Raw genomic sequence first — 15,970 nt, 5'->3', positions numbered from 1 at the left:
CGGGCCGCCCGTGCCGAACTGCACGCTTCCCGTTCAGCTAAATGGTGTACGAGGGCGGAAGCAGGCTCTTGCCCCTCGCACGCCTGTTACACCGATCGCGTCGCCACCACCGGGGGCACCTCGGCCGCGCGCCTGGCCGGGGCCAGCACGGCGAGCTGGCCCAGCGCCCACAGCACCAGCGCGCCTATCGGCAGGTAATACACCGGCAGGCGTGGCACTTCGTAGAACTTCATCAGCATCAGGTTGAGTGCGAAGGTCATCACCATGCCGATGACGATGCCCACGGTCACGATCAGGAAATTTTCCGCCTGGAAGTAATGCAGAATGTCGCTGCGCGTGGCGCCGATGGCACGGCGGATACCGATCTGCTTGCGCCGTTGCTGCACCCAGAAACTGGCCAGGCCCACGATGCCCAGTGCGGTGACCAGCAGCAGTGCGACGATGACGCCGGCGAGAGTGCCGACCATCACGCGCGTCTGTCGGAAAAAGTCCGCGCGCAGCTCGGGCAGCGTGCGGCTCTGTTGCAGATCGAGCACCGCCTCCGGGGCTGCCTTCTGGGCCGCTTCGCGAGCCTCGCGAAGGACGCGCGGGAGATCGGCGGGACTCGCGCGCAGGACGTAGACACCATTGAGCGAGGCGCCCGGAATCACCGGCACGAACACCGACCACTCGCCGGCGCTGTCGCCGTGGCCGCCGCCCGGATCGGGAGGCGTCAGGTGCGCCATCACGCCGATCACGCGGAAGTGGTACTTGTCCGACCAGAACTCCTTGCCCAGCGGGTCTTGTCCCGGCCAAAGACGCTGGGCAAATGCGCGCGTGATCCACACGGAGGTATCTTGCGGAAGCCAAAGTTCGGCCGTCTGAAAATCGTCTGGCTGGAACGCGCGTCCGGCCACCAATTGCAGCCCCAGCGTTTCCACCGCACCGGGGCCGCCCGCGTAAAAGTGCGGCACACCGATGAAATGTTCCCGATCGAGGCTGATGCCGGCGTAGCCAGCGGGTTGCCCGAACGGAGCGGCATTGACCACCGCCACCGACTGTACGCCCGGCACGGCGCGCAATGCAGTGGTCACGCGTGCGTTGAGGTCGGCGCCCTTGCAGCCGTCGCAACCGAGGCTGATCTGCGCCAGCGAGGACTCGGCCACGCCGCTCTCGATATGCAACGCCTGCAGCTGTCCCACGATAAGGAAACAGGCATTGCACAACACCGCGCAGGCGAGTGCGATCTCAAATGCGATCAACGCCGTCGCGAGGCGATGCCGGCGCAAGGCACAAAGAATGGGAGCGAATTGCGTCACGGTCGGCCTCACAGGGACTTCAATTGCCATGCCGGCACCACGCGGCACGCACGCACGGCCGGAAGCGCTCCGGCCAGCAGGCTGGCGCCGATCGCAGCAAGGAACGTGAGCAGGAACATCGGCACGTCCAGGCGAGCGAGATCCGCATAGGCCACCGGTTGTTGCCGGATGAACCAAAGCCCGGCCAACGTAAGCAACCAGCCGCACATGCCGCCGATCAGCCCGATCATGGCCGACTCCACCATGTACTGGGCGAACACCGCCGCACGGCTTGCACCCAGTGCGCGTCGCAAACCGATTTCACCACTGCGGCGCAGGAATTTTGCCAGCAGCAGGCCGACCATATTGACCAGGCAAATGACCAGGAACGCCACCGCCAGCCACGCCTGCAGGCGCACGTTGCTGGGCAGCACGCCGTTGAAATTCAGCCATCCCATCAAGTTGCGCAGGCGCGTGTTGCCCGCATGCGTGAAACGGCCGATCGACTGCTGCTGTGCCGCGTAGTCGGCCACGAAACGTCGATAGGCAGCGACCCGCGTTGCATCGTTAAGCTGGACCCACAGTGCGACCCACGCGCAGGGGGCATCCTGCAGATGTCCCGGATGCTCAGGCATGTGCCAGCAGGTGAACTGCTGGAAATTGCCATCGTTGACCTCCAGTCCCGTGAAGAACGGTGTGATCACATCCTCCGGCTTGGCGTAGAAGTCGCTGGTGTCGCCTGCCGCGAAACGGCCGCCACGTACGGCGTAGAACTGTGGCGAGGGCCGCCACGGCTTGAGCACGCCCACGATGCGCACATCGTTGTTGCGCAGGCGCAAGACACGCCCCACGCTGTTCTCGCCAGCGAACAGTTTCTGATTGAGGTCGTCGGTAATCACGGCCACCCGTGCGCGGGACGCATCATCCTGTTCGCTCCAGGGGCCGCCATAGCGGAACGGCACGTTGAACATGCTGAAGAAGTCTGCCGTGGCCGACAACATCGGCATCATCACGGCAGGCTTGGCGGCATCCGCCGTGTTCAAACGCACCGTGCTCTGCACCACCAGCGCCTGCCGGTCGGCGCGCCGGGCACTCCATAGATCGACGGCCGAGCGGTAATCCAGCATGTCCAGCGGCTCGGCGCTGTCCTTGTTGCCGGGATACGCATCCACCTGCGGATAGAAGATCGCCTGGCTGCGTCCCGGTAACGGATCGCCGGAAAGCAGGTGCACCACCGTCAGCGTGGTCATGCTGGCGCCGATGCCCACGGCAATGGCCAGCACCATCAGCGACGTCAGCACCTTGTTGCGGCCCAGGCTGCGCAGCGCCAGGTCGAGGTAGTAACCGAACATTCCCTTGCCTCCCCTTGTTACACCGAACGCGTGGCGACCACCGGCGGCACCGCTGCCGCACGCATCGCCGGGCCCAGCACCGCCAGTTGCCCGATCGTCCAGAGCAGCAGCGCACCCACCGGGAAGTAGATCGCCGGCAAGCGGGGCAACTCGTAATGCACCATCAGCAGCAGGTTGATGCCGTAGGCCAGCACCATGCCCACGCCGATGCCGATGGTGGCGAGCAGGAAGTTCTCGGTCTGGAAGTAGCGCAGGATGTTGCTGCGCGTGGCCCCCAGTGCACGCCGAACGCCAATCTGCCGACGGCGTTGCGCCACCCAGAAACTGCCCAGGCCGACGATGCCCAATGCCGTGACCACAAGGAGCGCCACGCAGACGCCCATCAGCAGGCCGGTCATCGCGCGATCGTTCTGGAAGAAGTCCTCGCGCATGTTCGACAGCAGATGCTGCTTGAGCACGACGCGATGCGGATTGATCTCCTTGAGCTTGGCCACCGCCGCCTTGAGCACGCGTTCGCGATTCTTCGGATCGTCCACCCGCAGGATGTATTCGTTGTTCGCCACCCGAACCGGCAGCACCATCGTGTAGCTCGCTGCGGAGTCGTCCCAGATGGACGGCCGGATCAACTCCTTCACCACCCCCACCACGGTGAACGCGTAGTCGGACATGTAGATCTGCTTGCCCAGCGCCGGCTGCCCGGGCCACAGGCGCTCGGCCATCTTCTGCGTGATCACCGTGACATGCGGAATGCCCTTGGCGTCCTTGGCGGCGGCGGCATTGACGACCTGATCCATGTCCATGTAGTCGTCGGCGTGCAGCTCGCGTCCGGCGATCAGCTGCGTACCCAGCGTCTGCGTCACGTTCTCGCCGAAGTAGTCGGTGGCGTTGAGCGTGGCCAGGCGCTGCTTCGGATCGAGCTTGATGCTGCCGTTGGACGAAGAGTTGCCGAACGGTACCTGGTTAACCGAAGCCACCGAGATCACGCCCGGCACCTGCTGCAAGGCGGCCAGGTCTTCGGCACGACGCGCCTTGTCGTCCTTGGTCACGCCGATATTGGCCAGCGCGATGTGCAGCAAGCGCTGTTCGTCCACCCCGCTCTGCATGTGGATGCGCTCGATGCGCTGGTTGATGATGAAGACCGCGTTGCACACGATGGCGCAGGTCAAGGCGATTTCCGCGATCACCAGGAAGGCGGTGGTCTTGTGCCGGCGCAGCGTCGAAAGAATCGGAAGAATGTCCATGGTCATTGGCTCTTCAGTTGCAACGCAGGAGTGATCTGGCAGGCACGCCAGGCTGGCAGAAGACCGGCAAGCAGGGTCGCGCCAACCGCGAGGAGGAAAGTCACCAGCAGCATGCCGGAACTCATATGCGCCAGCGCCGCGTAACTGGACGGCTGCTTGCGCACCAGCCACAGCCCGACAAACGCCAGCAGCAGGCCGAAGAATCCGCCGGCCAATCCGATCACTCCCGATTCCACCAGCAGTTGGGCGAACACTTCACGCTTGGAAGCTCCCAAAGCGCGCCGCACACCGAGCTCGCCGGAGCGCCTCAGGAACTTCGCCAGCATCAAGCCGACCGTATTGACCAGGCAGACCAGCAGGAAACCGAGCGCCAGCCAGGTCTGCAGGCGCACGTCGCCCGGTACCACCTTGTTGATGTCCAGCCATTCCATCAGGCCGGGCAGTTGCGCATTGGGCGGACGCTGGAAGCGGCCGAGCGCCTTCTGCTCCTGCGAGTAGTGCACCAGATAGTCGCGATACGCGGCGACCTTGCCGGTATCGTTGAGCTGCACCCAGAACTGCAGCCACACGCAGGGCGAGGTTTCGGCGTGCTCCTCGTCGCCGCCGCCGGTGCCCCAGCAATCGGTGGAACCACTGTGCTCGAAGTGCACGTCGCGCGCGGTGCTCAGCGGCACGAAGACATCTTCCAGCGAGCCGTAGCTGTCCATGTTCAGGTCGTAGAAGCGCGGGCTGGGGCGCCACAGGTCGATCACGCCCACTACCTGGAACGCGGTGTCCTTCATACGCAGCGTCTGCCCGACGCTGTCCTTGCCGCCAAACAATTTCTCGTTGAGCGTGCGGCTGATCACCACCACGCGCGCCTTCGCGCCATCCTCCGATTCGCTCCAGGGACGGCCGTAGAGGAACGGCACCTTGAACATCGGGAAGAAGTCGCTGCTGGTGTAGCGCGCATCGCTGAAGAACGGATCGATGTTCGACTGCGCCGGCTGCACCGGCACCGCGCCGCCGGTCATCAGCGCCTGGCGATCCGCGCGTTTGGCGCGCAGCAGGTTCATGCCATCGACCCAGCTGACCTGTTCCGGCGGACGCTTGCCTTCCTCGTAGCCGTCCATGTCGCGCGGATCGACCTGCGGGTAGAATAGCGTGCTGCTGGTGCCCGGCAGCGGATCGCCCGAGAGCACGTGCAGCACGGTCAGTGTGGTCATGCTGGCGCCGATACCCAGCGCAATGGCCACCACCATCAAGGCGGTGAGCATCTTGTTGCGCCTGAGGCTGCGTAGCGCCAGGTCAAAGTAATAGCCGAGCATATTGGTATCCCCTCCTAGCGCCTTCCACGCGATCACACCGATCGCGTGGCCTCCACCGGCGGTACCCGCGACGCACGAAGCGCCGGCGCGAGCACCGCACCCTGGCCCAGCAACAGCAGCAACACCACGCCCACGATCAGGTACATCAGCGAGAGCCGATGCATCTCGAAGCGGGTGACCATCCAAAGATTGATCGCAATCGCCAGCACCGCGCCCATCAGCACGCCGCCGCAACTGATCAGCAGGTTCTCGGTCATGAAATAGCGCAGCACGTCCAGCTGGGTGGCGCCCAGCGCGCGCCGTACGCCGATCTGCTTGCGGCGCTGGCCCACCCAGAAACTGGTGAGTCCGACGATGCCTGCGGCCGTGATCGCCAGCAGCACCACGCAGATCACGCCCATCAAGATCGCCATGCCGCGGTCTCGCTCGTAGGCGCGCGAGCGCACCTCGCTGAAGCTGAGCACGCCGTCGTCGTCGTTGATCACCCGCCGCGGGTTCTGCGCGAACAGCGCCTTGGCGGCCGCCTGCATGGCCGCGTCCAACTGCCCGGGCCTGGCGCGCACGATGTAGAACGTGCCCAATGAGACATTGAGCCGCTCGGGAATGATCACCGCGCGATAGGCGAAATCCGAGGCCCAGTGCTCCACGCTTTGCGCCTGCAGCATCTCGACCACGCCCACCACGGTGGCGGGGCCGCCGATCAGGTAGATCGTCTTGCCCACCGCGGTGTCGCCCGGAAAGAGCTTCTCGGCCAGCGCCTTGGTGATCATGACCAGCGGGGGCGCCAGCTTGTAGCGCATATCCATGTGGCCGACTTCCTCGGCCCGGAAATTGCGTCCGGCGATCAGCTTTAGACCCAGCGTATCGATGAAATGCTCGTCGGCGAAGTAGATGGTCGAGCCGGAACTGTCCTGGGCCTGGTCGGGCTTGAGCCGCACCGCATCGTCCCAGCCATCGCCACGCAACGGATACGAATTGCTGGGCGTGGCGTCCTGCACGCCGGGGAGCTGGCGCAGCGCCTGCAGGTCCGCGCGCATCTGCGCGTCGGCCTGATCGGGCGCCGGTGCGCCCACCCACTCGCTCTTGATCACGAAGATGTTCGGCTCGTCGATGCCGGTCGGCTCGGACAAGTGCGCCACGCGCTGCTGGATGATGAACAAGGCGTTGCACACGATGGCCAGCGTCAAGGCAATCTGCGCGGCGATCAGGAAGGTGCCCGCCTTGTGCTGGCGCAATGCGGAAAGAATCGGCTTGATCTGCATGGTTCGCGCCCCCTCAGTTGGACTTGAGCTGCCAGGCAGGCTGCACTTGCGCCGCCCGCCAGGTGGGATAGAACGCCGCGATCACCGTGGCCGTGATGGCCACCAGCAGGGTCAGCAGCACCAGCGATGCATCCAGATGCGCCAGTCGCGCGATCTGCGGTTCGAACACCAGGTCGAGGCCGAACATGCCGATGGTCGTGAGCAGGAGTCCCAGCGCGCCGCCAGCGAGTCCGACCATCGCCGCCTCGGCCAGGAACTGTCGGTAGATGTCGCCGCGCGACGCACCCAGCGCGCGGCGCACGCCGATTTCCGGCGCACGGCGCATGAACTTCGCCAGCAGCAGGCCGATGGTGTTGACCAGGCAGATCACCAGGAAGCCGAACGCCAGCGTCATCGAGATGCGGCTCTCCTGCGGCACCGCGCGCTGGTAGTCCAGCCACTCCCGCACGTTGCGCAGACGGTTGTTCGGCGCCCAGTTGAAGCGCCCCGCCTCGCGCTGCTCCCGCGCATAACCGTCGAGGAATTGCCGGTACGCCTGCACCTGCGCGACGCTGCTCAGCTCGACCCACGGGCTGATCCACACGCATTCGCCGTGCAGCCAGGTTTCCCAGGTATCGCCGCGCTTGCCGTCGCTGCCGCAGTTGTTGTTGCCGCGGGTATCGATGTGCTGCGCAATCGCGTAGCTGAAGGGCAGATAGATCTGCGCCGGATCGGCGTAGGCGTTGCCGCTGAAGGTATCGAAGAAGCGCGGCTTGGGATCCCAGTTGTCGGTGACACCCACGATGCGGTACTGGCGGTCGTCGAGAATCACCCGCCGGCCGACGCTGTTGTTGCCACCGTAGAGCTTCTGGTTGAGCGCGCGGCTGATCACGATCACCGGCTCGCGTGCCTCGTCTTCCGCACTGCCCCAGCCGCTGCCGTACTGGAACGGCACGTCGAACATGCTGAAGAAGTCGCCGTAGGTGGCGTAACCGGGCGCCTTGAACGGCATGCGTTGGGGATCGTCCGGCATCACCGAGAGCGCCACCGGATAGATCATGGTCTGGCGTTCGGCCTTGTGCGCGCGCATCAGCGCCACGGCATCGACGTAGTTGAGCGCCGAAGGCGGCTCGCCATGGCGGTTGTACTGCGGCCCGCGGTTATCGATCAGCGGCACGAACAGCTGCGAGGACTTGTGCGGAATCGGATCGCCCGACACCGCCCGGAACACGGCGAACGTCACCATCGACGCCGCCACGCCGAAGCCGATCGACATGATCATCAATGCCGTCAGCAGGACGTTGCGTCGAAGGCTCGCTGTGCCCAGTCGCAGGTTGTGGACAAACATGCCGCTCATCGTTACCTCATGCTCTCCGACATTCCGTGTACTTCAACGACACGCGCCGATCAGACCGAACGCGTGGCTTCCACTGGCGATACCCGCGAGGCGCGCATGGCCGGTGCCAGCGTGGCGCCCTGCCCCAACAGCAACAACGCGATCACGCCCACCACCACATAGACCGCCGACAGGCGCGCCATCTCGAACTGCGTCACCAGCCACAGGTTCATGCCGACCGCCAGGAAGGCGCCGATCAACACGCCGGCAATGCCGATGAGCAAGTTCTCGGTGAGGAAGTAGCTGAGAATGTCGTGCTTGGTGGCACCCAGCGCGCGACGCACGCCGATTTGCTTGCGCCGCTGCCCGACCCAGAAGCTGGTGAGGCCGACGATGCCCGCTGCCGTGATGCCCAACAGCACCAGGCACACCACGCCCATCAGGATGGCCATGCCGCGGTCGCCCTTGTAGGCAGCCTCACGCACCTGGGCGAACGTGCGCACACCGCGCTCGGACGGGATCACGCGCATGCGGTTGGCCTTCACCAGCGCTGCCGGCGCCGCCTTCAACACGTCGGCCAACTGGCCCGGCTTGGTGCGGATCACGTAGTTGGTAAACGCACTGGTCAACTGCACCGGCTGGATCAGCGAGTTCTCGTAGAAGGTGTCGGACCAGGTGCCATTCCACGGCACCTGCAGGCGTTCGACGATGCCTACGATGGTGCTGGGCGATTTGGAATCGCCGATATAGATGGTCTTGCCCAGTGCGCTGCCTTCCGGATACATCTTCTCCGCCAAGGCCTTGCTGACGATGATCACGGCGGGATCGGGAATCGCCTGCGGATCGGCTTCCACGATTTCGTCAGCGCGGAAATTGCGGCCGGCAATGAGCTTGACGGCCAGCGTCGGCAAGGTGTGCTCATCGCCGAAATACTGGGTGGTGTGCCCCTTGGAATTCTTTGCATCCGGATCGGTGCGCACGCCGGTGGACCAGCCGCCACCGCGCAGCGGATAGGAATTGAGCGCCACCGCGTCCTGCACGCCGGGCAGCTGGCGCAGGGCCTGAAGATCGGCCTTGACCAGCGGCGCGGCCTTGCTTTCCTCGGTGCCGACGAAGCGGTTCTGGATGGTCATCAGGTCGCTTTCCACCATGCCGGTGGGACGCTGCACGCGATCCAGCCGCTGGTGGATGATGAAGATCGCGTTGCAGACGATCGCCAAGGTCAAGGCGATCTGCATCGCGATGAGGATCGTGCCTGCCTTGTGACGCTTGAGCGCGGCGAGAATGGGCTTGATCTGTAGCATCGTCGTCGCCTCAGTTGGATTTCAGCTGCCATGCCGGCTGCACCTGCGCAGCACGCCATGTCGGATAGAACGCCGCCAGCACGGTCGACAGCACGGCCAGCAGCATGGTGAGCAGCACCAGCGACACATCGAGCGTGGCGAGCTTGGCGATGTCCGGTTCAAACACCAGCGAGATGCCCATCACGCCCAGGCCCGTGAGGATCAGACCCACGACGCCGCCGGCCAGCCCGATGGCTGCCGCTTCGATCAGGAACTGCAGATAGATCTCCTTGCGCGGCGCACCCAGGGCGCGGCGCACGCCGATCTCCGACGAGCGCTTCATGAATTTCGCCAGCAGCAGGCCCACCGTATTGACCAGGCAGATCAGCAGGAAGCCGAGCGACACCAGCAGCGATACCTTGGCTTCCTGCGGCACCACCTTCTGGTACTCCAGCCACTCGGTGACGTTGCGCAGGCGTGTATTGGGCGCCCAGCGGAAGCGGCCGGAGCGCTGCTGTTCAGCGGCGTAGCCATTGAGATACTGGCGGTACGCATCGGCCTTCTCCTTGGACGGCAGTTCCGCCCAGAAGCCGAGCCAGACGCACTCGGAGCCGATCCACGCATCCCAACCCTTGCCCGGGTCCTTGCTGCAATTGTTGTTGCCGTTGGTCGTCGTCTGCAGTTCGACCGCGCGGGTGAACGGCATGAACACCTCGATGGGGTCATCGAAACCGTTGGTGTTGATGACGTCGTAGAACACCGGCTCGGGATTCCAGGTGTTGGCCACGCCGATGATGCGATAGTCGCGGCCGTTGAGGTTGATGTTGCGGCCCACGCTGTTGGCGCCGTTGAACAGCTTCTCGTTGAGCTTCTTGCCGATCACCGCCACGGCGGCATGCGAGGCATCCTCGTCCGCCGTCCAGCCGTGGCCATAAAGGAAGGGAATGTCGAACATCGCAAACGCGTCGGCATACCAGGCGTAGCTGGTTTCGCGGAACGGCAGCATCTGCGGATCGGCCGGCACGATCGACACCGCCGCGGGAAACAGGGCCGTCTGCCGCGTGGCACGCTTGTCGCGCATCAGGTTGATGGCGTCGGTATAGGTCATCGCATTGGGCGGCTCGCCCTTGTTGTCCTGCGACGCGTCAGGACCCCAGTTGTCGATCTGCGGCACGAACAGCTGCGAGGACTTCTGCGGAATCGGATTGTTGGAGGTGGCGCGGAACACCGAGTAGGTGGTCATCGACGCGGCCACGCCACAGCCGATCGCCAACACCATCAGCAGGGTCAACAGCGGGTTTTTTCGGAGGCTGCGCAAGCCAAGCTGGAGGTAATAGGCGAACATGATCGTCCTTCACGAAGGCGTATGGCCGCCTCCCGCCGAAGCGGGAGGCTCGGTGGCCGGTTATCAGGCCGGAGCGTTGCCGCGGGCCGCGTGCACGGCGTGATGGAAGCGCGGGTCTTCCGCCAGATCCACCACCTGGCCGTCGATGATGTGCACGTTGCGCTGCGCGCGGGCAGCCAGTTCCGGATCGTGCGTCACCATCACGATGGTGGCGCCTTCGCGATGGATTTCTTCCAGCAGTTCCATCACGCCGCGGGCCATCTGCGTGTCGAGGTTGCCGGTCGGTTCGTCCGCCAGCAGCAGGCGCGGCGAGCCGGCCAGCGCACGGGCAATGGCCACGCGCTGCTGCTGGCCACCGGAGAGTTCGGCCGGATAGTGCTTGGCGCGCGAGGCCAGGCCCACGCGCTCGAGCGCGTTCATGATGCGCTCCTTGCGCTCCGCCGCCTTCATGCCGCGATAGCGCAGCGGCACTTCCACGTTGTCGAACACGTTGAGGTCGGGAATCAGGTTGAACGCCTGGAAGATGAAACCGATCTTCTCGTTGCGGATGCGCGACCGCTCGTTGTCGTTGAGGTTGCTCACCTCCACGTTGTCGAGGTGGTACTGGCCACCGGTAAAGGTTTCCAGCAGGCCGGCGATGGTGAGGAAGGTGGTCTTGCCCGAACCGGACGGACCGGTCACGGCCACGAACTCGCCTTCGTTCACGTTGATGTTGAAGTCGCGCAGCGCATAGGTCTCCACCACTTCGGTGCGGTAGACCTTGGACAGATGAGTCATCTTGAGCATGGTGTTGTCGTCCTTCGGTGGTGGTTAGTTGGAGATGGCGACGCGCTGGGCGCCCTTGAAGCTGTCGGTACCGGAGATCACGATGTTGTCGCCTTCCTTCAGGCCATCGAGGATTTCCACCTTGTCGATGCTGCTGGCGCCGACGCGGATGGGGTGCTTCTCCGCCACGCCGTCGCGCACGAGGTAGGCGTAGCTGCCGCCCGATTCGTCGACGAAGGAGCCGCGCTGCACGGTCAGCACGTTGTCACGCTTGTCGAGCAGGATACGCACGGAGAGGCGCTGGTTCTGGCGCAGCTGCTTGGGCGTCTGGCCATCGAAGCGCAGGCGGGCGGCGACTTCGCCATTCACCACTTCGGGCGAAATGGCGCTGACCAGGCCCTTCCAGGTGGCGCCGTTGCCGCTGATCTCGCCGGTCATGCCGATACCCAGGTCGCGCGCGAAACTTTCCGGCACCTTCATTTCCACTTCGAGCGCGGAGAGGTCGATCACGCTGACCAGCTGGGCGTCCTTGGCCACGGTGGCGCGCTCGGCGATGAACAGCTGGCCGACCTGGCCGTCCACCGGCGACTTCACGTTGAGGTCTTCCACCTGGCGCTGCAGGTCTTTCACCAGCAGCAGCTGGCGATCGTGGGCGAGCTTCTTGGACTGGATGTCGAAGTTGAGGCTGTCGGTGTTGGTGGCCAGATCGGTCTTGGCATGCGCCAGCGTGATGTTCGCCTTCTGCAGCGCGTCCTTGGACTTGTCCACGTCCATGCTGGGCACGGCGCCGAGGGTGAACGCCTTCTGGTAACGCGCCAGGTCGCGCTGCGCGCCCTGGTCGTCGATGTTGGCGTTGTCGTAGGCCTTCTGCAGTTCGCCGCGGGTCTTGCGCGCATCGATCTGCGCACGCAGGTAGTCCACCTGCATGGCATCGGCGGCGCTCATTTCCTGCGCGAGCTTGTTGGTCAGCTCGGGGCTGTCGATGACGGCGAGCACCTGGCCCTTCTTCACCGCATCGCCCGCGTGCACCTTGAGGGTGACCGCGCCGCCGTAGGTGGCATAAAGCGTGGGGCTGACCGCCGCCACCACCTTGCCCTCGGCCGCAATGTCGCGGACGAACGGGCCGCGCTCGACCGTAGCGAAAGCGAGGCGGGAGCTGCTGACCGAGGCGTCGGCCGAGAACAGGCGGCCAATGCGCGGACCGAACAGCGCCAGCAGCGCCACCACGGCCACGCCCACACCAATCAGCACCAGCCGGCGCTTGGGATTGGATTTGACCTCGACCAGACGGTCTTGTGCGGAAGTATCGCGAATCATCGATGGGTCCCTGGCCGCGGACAATGCGGCCCCTGACCCTAGTCAGCAATCTGCGTGCCAAGCTGGAATAGTCGATTTATTCGCTATTTTTCAGTGACTTGAAAACATCTATCAGCGATGGACCGCTGTCCGCGGACACAATGACGGACAGGCGGACAAACGTCCGCGGACGGTTAGTCGAACGCGGGCTCCAGCGCCACCGCCGCGGCCCTGGCCACGTCGCGGGCAATCCCGCGGCCCAGCAAGGAAAGTTGGCCCAGCGGCAGCGTGTCGAGCACGTCCAGCGACGCCATCCGCAGGGTATGGAAGCACAGCAGCTCGGCAATGGCCGCTTTGCAGGCGACTTCCCCCGGGCATACCGGTGCCGCCGGCAGCGAGGTGCCCCGGGACAGCAAGGCATCCCAGGCGAGATAGTCGGTGTCGGGCAACAGATGCAGCCGGGCGCAGAACGCGCCGGAGGCCGCAAAGCAGTCGATCCATTCGCGGGGACCATCGGCGCCGATCATGCTGGAGGCACGGAGTTCTTCGGTCTGCAATAGCGGCGCCAGATCCTCGCGCGTCACCAGCCAACCCGGCGCGACGTCGCGGGTGGGGCGCGAGGACGCGCAGGCCGGCAAATACAGCACCCCGCCCAACAGGGGAAGACGGGAAGCCAGCTCGGGGCCGGACATCCGGACGGAGGTGCGGCTGATGGTCCATGCCGCCGTATCGGCGCAGGACCGGACCGTGCCGAAGGCGTGCGCAAGCCAGCCAAACATCATCAGTGCTCCTTGGCAGGAAACGACCCGGCTGGCGTTCGGCGAGAACGGCGTGGCGTTAGGCCTTGGGAAAGGCCCCCCGACCCGGGGCCGGAGGGAAAGAGGCATCCATGCCCATGAAGCTTCCCTCGGGGGAGACATGGCCATCGGTGGCCGCGCCGCAGCGCGGACCACGGCGACGCTTACTTGGTCAGGATCAGCTTGTCGTTGCGGGTGAGGCGCAGGTGGTACTCGTTGCCCAGGTGCTGGATCACCAGTTCGCGCTCGCCCTTCAGCAGCTGCTGGCTGGAGATACGGCGCGTGGGGGCATCGGGCGCCAGGGGCGCCGATGGCTTGAGGCTCAGCAGACGGAACGGGCGCGCCAGGGCGTCGGCACCCTGGGGTAGGGACAAAACCGTCGTGGTCATGGTGGAGCTCCGCAGGAGATGAGTGACGACCAAGATGATAATAATTCTCATTTGAGTGTCAACACCCCTGTTCAGGGCGCGCCACCCTTCCCTTCTTTCGCCCGCCTGGCGTCCAGGCTGCGGCCACCGGCGGCCGAATAGGCCCGGCAGGCATCCTGTTTGATCAGCGGATCGGGCCTGGCTCCCGCATCGCGCTGCGCGACGCGCTCCAGGAAATCGATCTGGTCGGGATGCGGGGTGACCAGGATGTCGCAAGGCAGGGCCGCAATGACTGACAGGCCGTGCCGGAAGTTCTGCACACGCTCCGGATGCGCCGGATCGCTGTAGCGATAGCTCCCCGCCGTCAGGGCGCTCACGCTGTCCGCATAAACCATGTGCAGGCAGCGCTGGCCTTCGCACGACTGCCAGGTCCAGCTGGTGCTGCCCGGCGTATGGCCCGGCGTGTAATGGGCGGTGATCTCCACGTCGCCCAGGCGCACCACGCCATCGTCCGCGACCGTGTCGACGTGCGCCACCGCCGGATAGTCGAGCGCTTCGGCAAATTGCGGATCGTCAGGATATTTGCCGCCCAGCATCAACTCCTTCGCGCCGATCTCGCTGGCGACGACGCGCGCGCCGGTGTCATGCGCCAGCGTGGCGATGGCGCCGGCATGATCGGAGTGCGCGTGCGTGTTGAGGATCAGCTTCACATCGCCGAGCTTGAAACCCAGCGCCTTGATGTTCGCTTCGATCTGCGCCGCGTTCTGCGGCAAGGTACCGTCGATCAGGACCAGGCCGTCGGACGATTGGATGAGGATGGACGTGAGTCCGCGCATGCCGACGTAGTAGGTGTCGCCGTAGATCCGGAACGGTTTCTGCGGCTGCGTCCATTCGGGCGGGCTCGCGTGGGCCGACGCGGCGATCGACAAGCCGAGACAAACACCGAGCGTGGCGCGGAAGAAAGGCTTCATGCGTTGATGTTCCTTGGGAAGAGTCCGCGCAGCTTGGCAGCCGCTACCGCCCCCATGCGGCGATCCTCGGGCAGCCCGCGGGCGAAGTCTGGCAACACGCGGGCAACGGGTATCGCGTCAATGACAAGGCCTTCTGTGGGAGCGCACCCTGTGCGCGACAAACCTACGGAGCGTTGCACTGCAGCGTGGCTGTCGCGCACAGGGTGCGCTCCCACAGGGACACGTTGCCGCTCAGGCTACCGCCTGCCCGATGCGCTTCAACACCGCCGCATCCAACCTCGGCAGCAAATCCAGCGCGGCAAGATTCTGCTCCAACTGCTCCAGCTTGCTGGCGCCAAGCATCACCGTGGACACATGCGGATTGACCAGGCACCAGGCGATCGCCAGCTGCGCCATCGATACGCCCAACTCCGCCGCGATGGGTGCGAGACGTCGCACCTTCTCCAGGCGGGAGCCATCGTGCTCGAGCACCGCGTCGCGCAACCACTCGTAACCCGGCTGCGCCAGACGCGACTCCGACGGCACACCGTCGTTGTACTTGCCGCTCAACAGGCCCGATGCCAGCGGCGACCAGATGGTGGTACCCATGCCGTAGACGTCATACAGCGGCGCGTACTCCTGCTCCACCCGTTCGCGGTGCAGCAGGTTGTACTGCGGCTGCTCCATCACGGGCGCGAACATATGGTTTTCACGCGCCACCCGATGCGCCTCGACAATCGCATCCGCCGGCCATTCGCTGGTACCCCAATAAAGCACCTTGCCCTGCCGCACCAGCGTGTCCATCGCCGCCACCGTTTCGGCAATCGGCGTATCCGGGTCGGGGCGATGGCAGAAATACAGATCCAGATGCTCCACCCGCAGGCGCTGCAAGGCCTGGTGGCAGGCTTCGATCACGTGCTTGCGCGACAGGCCGCGCTGCGTAGGCAACGGGTTGTCCACCGCGCCGAAATAGACCTTGCTCGACACGCAGTAGCTGTCCCGTGGGAAGCGCAGATCGGCGAGCACGTCGCCCATCAGCGTTTCGGCGACACCGTTGTTGTAGGTCTCGGCATTGTCGAAGAAATTGATGCCGTGATCGTGCGCCATCGCCAGCAGGTCGCGGGCCAGCGAACGTCCCACCTGGGTGCCAAAGGTGACCCAGGCACCGAACGATAGTGCCGAAAGCTGCAGGCCGGATGTGCCAAGGCGACGGTATTGCATGGAAGCGCTCCGGTGAGTGGGGATGGAACAGCATGCCAAGGGCAAGCGTCATCCGTCCATCATCGCGCTTTACACATGGCGCCAACGCCATGCGCTCTAGAGTCTTGCGTTTCGCCACGCGCCAGCATGAGCGGAAGCCAACGCAGCTACGCGGCTGCTCCTCGTTCTTCCCTAAGGTGCGCTACAACGCC

14 protein-coding genes are annotated in these 15,970 nt (G+C 64.9%); all 14 read right to left on the bottom strand.

Translation table 11 applies throughout. The features are described from left to right. Positions 1–86: 86 nt before the first annotated feature. The 14 genes from ACN9MB_RS04875 to ACN9MB_RS04810 all read right to left on the bottom strand — a co-directional run bounded on the left by ACN9MB_RS04875 (position 87) and on the right by ACN9MB_RS04810 (position 15,779). On the bottom strand, positions 87–1,328 hold the full coding sequence (locus tag ACN9MB_RS04875) for an ABC transporter permease (protein ID WP_426270966.1): 1,242 nt from the start codon (positions 1,326–1,328) through the stop codon (positions 87–89). Continuing rightward, a complete protein-coding gene (locus ACN9MB_RS04870) occupies positions 1,307–2,629 on the bottom strand; it encodes an ABC transporter permease (protein WP_426270965.1) in 1,323 nt (440 codons plus the stop codon). The genes ACN9MB_RS04875 and ACN9MB_RS04870 overlap by 22 nt, the downstream gene beginning before the upstream one ends. A 17-nt stretch (positions 2,630–2,646) precedes the next feature. Further along, positions 2,647–3,870 (bottom strand): ABC transporter permease, encoded by a 1,224-nt coding sequence (locus ACN9MB_RS04865; protein WP_426270964.1) that lies wholly within the window; start codon positions 3,868–3,870, stop codon positions 2,647–2,649. Between the two features lie 2 nt (positions 3,871–3,872). Continuing rightward, positions 3,873–5,177, bottom strand: a complete 1,305-nt coding sequence (locus ACN9MB_RS04860; RefSeq protein WP_426270963.1) for an ABC transporter permease — start codon at positions 5,175–5,177, stop codon at positions 3,873–3,875. Positions 5,178–5,209: 32 nt separating this feature from the next. Beyond that, positions 5,210–6,439 (bottom strand): ABC transporter permease, encoded by a 1,230-nt coding sequence (locus tag ACN9MB_RS04855; protein ID WP_426270962.1) that lies wholly within the window; start codon positions 6,437–6,439, stop codon positions 5,210–5,212. Between the two features lie 13 nt (positions 6,440–6,452). Beyond that, complete coding sequence (locus ACN9MB_RS04850) at positions 6,453–7,766, bottom strand: ABC transporter permease (RefSeq protein ID WP_204635862.1); 1,314 nt, start codon at positions 7,764–7,766, stop codon at positions 6,453–6,455. Positions 7,767–7,825: 59 nt separating this feature from the next. Continuing rightward, positions 7,826–9,058: an ABC transporter permease gene (locus ACN9MB_RS04845; RefSeq protein ID WP_426270961.1), complete on the bottom strand. Its 1,233-nt coding sequence runs from the start codon at positions 9,056–9,058 to the stop codon at positions 7,826–7,828. A gap of 10 nt (positions 9,059–9,068) precedes the next feature. After that, the gene (locus ACN9MB_RS04840; protein ID WP_204634958.1) at positions 9,069–10,382 is read right to left on the bottom strand and encodes an ABC transporter permease; all 1,314 of its coding nucleotides are present in this window, start codon (positions 10,380–10,382) and stop codon (positions 9,069–9,071) included. 63 nt (positions 10,383–10,445) lie between these two features. Beyond that, positions 10,446–11,168 carry an ABC transporter ATP-binding protein gene (locus ACN9MB_RS04835; protein ID WP_426270960.1) on the bottom strand — a complete coding sequence of 241 codons (723 nt, stop codon included), beginning with the start codon at positions 11,166–11,168 and terminating at the stop codon, positions 10,446–10,448. Positions 11,169–11,192: 24 nt separating this feature from the next. Then, the gene (locus tag ACN9MB_RS04830) at positions 11,193–12,464 is read right to left on the bottom strand and encodes an efflux RND transporter periplasmic adaptor subunit (protein WP_426270959.1); all 1,272 of its coding nucleotides are present in this window, start codon (positions 12,462–12,464) and stop codon (positions 11,193–11,195) included. Between the two features lie 173 nt (positions 12,465–12,637). Beyond that, a complete protein-coding gene (locus ACN9MB_RS04825; protein ID WP_426270958.1) occupies positions 12,638–13,225 on the bottom strand; it encodes a hypothetical protein in 588 nt (195 codons plus the stop codon). 179 nt (positions 13,226–13,404) lie between these two features. After that, positions 13,405–13,629 carry a hemin uptake protein HemP gene (gene hemP / locus ACN9MB_RS04820; protein ID WP_426270957.1) on the bottom strand — a complete coding sequence of 75 codons (225 nt, stop codon included), beginning with the start codon at positions 13,627–13,629 and terminating at the stop codon, positions 13,405–13,407. Positions 13,630–13,700: 71 nt separating this feature from the next. Continuing rightward, positions 13,701–14,579: a subclass B3 metallo-beta-lactamase gene (gene bla / locus ACN9MB_RS04815; protein WP_426270956.1), complete on the bottom strand. Its 879-nt coding sequence runs from the start codon at positions 14,577–14,579 to the stop codon at positions 13,701–13,703. A 231-nt stretch (positions 14,580–14,810) separates the two neighbouring features. Beyond that, positions 14,811–15,779 (bottom strand): potassium channel beta subunit family protein, encoded by a 969-nt coding sequence (locus ACN9MB_RS04810; RefSeq protein ID WP_426270955.1) that lies wholly within the window; start codon positions 15,777–15,779, stop codon positions 14,811–14,813. Positions 15,780–15,970 lie beyond the last annotated feature (191 nt).

This window comes from Dyella kyungheensis (assembly GCF_049913195.1).
Classification (GTDB): Bacteria; Pseudomonadota; Gammaproteobacteria; order Xanthomonadales; family Rhodanobacteraceae; genus Dyella; species Dyella kyungheensis.
This window is presented reverse-complemented; position numbering and strand designations above follow the sequence as displayed.

Bases quoted from the DNA above. Each gene is read 5' to 3' on its own strand.
- bla (WP_426270956.1), bottom strand. From the start codon at position 14,579: ATGAAGCCTTTCTTCCGCGCCACGCTCGGTGTTTGTCTCGGCTTGTCG.
- ACN9MB_RS04855 (WP_426270962.1), bottom strand. From the start codon at position 6,439: ATGCAGATCAAGCCGATTCTTTCCGCATTGCGCCAGCACAAGGCGGGC.
- ACN9MB_RS04835 (WP_426270960.1), bottom strand. From the start codon at position 11,168: ATGCTCAAGATGACTCATCTGTCCAAGGTCTACCGCACCGAAGTGGTG.
- ACN9MB_RS04830 (WP_426270959.1), bottom strand. From the start codon at position 12,464: ATGATTCGCGATACTTCCGCACAAGACCGTCTGGTCGAGGTCAAATCC.
- ACN9MB_RS04865 (WP_426270964.1), bottom strand. From the start codon at position 3,870: ATGGACATTCTTCCGATTCTTTCGACGCTGCGCCGGCACAAGACCACC.
- ACN9MB_RS04870 (WP_426270965.1), bottom strand. From the start codon at position 2,629: ATGTTCGGTTACTACCTCGACCTGGCGCTGCGCAGCCTGGGCCGCAAC.
- hemP (WP_426270957.1), bottom strand. From the start codon at position 13,629: ATGACCACGACGGTTTTGTCCCTACCCCAGGGTGCCGACGCCCTGGCG.
- ACN9MB_RS04825 (WP_426270958.1), bottom strand. From the start codon at position 13,225: ATGATGTTTGGCTGGCTTGCGCACGCCTTCGGCACGGTCCGGTCCTGC.
- ACN9MB_RS04860 (WP_426270963.1), bottom strand. From the start codon at position 5,177: ATGCTCGGCTATTACTTTGACCTGGCGCTACGCAGCCTCAGGCGCAAC.
- ACN9MB_RS04875 (WP_426270966.1), bottom strand. From the start codon at position 1,328: ATGGCAATTGAAGTCCCTGTGAGGCCGACCGTGACGCAATTCGCTCCC.
- ACN9MB_RS04840 (WP_204634958.1), bottom strand. From the start codon at position 10,382: ATGTTCGCCTATTACCTCCAGCTTGGCTTGCGCAGCCTCCGAAAAAAC.
- ACN9MB_RS04810 (WP_426270955.1), bottom strand. From the start codon at position 15,779: ATGCAATACCGTCGCCTTGGCACATCCGGCCTGCAGCTTTCGGCACTA.
- ACN9MB_RS04850 (WP_204635862.1), bottom strand. From the start codon at position 7,766: ATGTTTGTCCACAACCTGCGACTGGGCACAGCGAGCCTTCGACGCAAC.
- ACN9MB_RS04845 (WP_426270961.1), bottom strand. From the start codon at position 9,058: ATGCTACAGATCAAGCCCATTCTCGCCGCGCTCAAGCGTCACAAGGCA.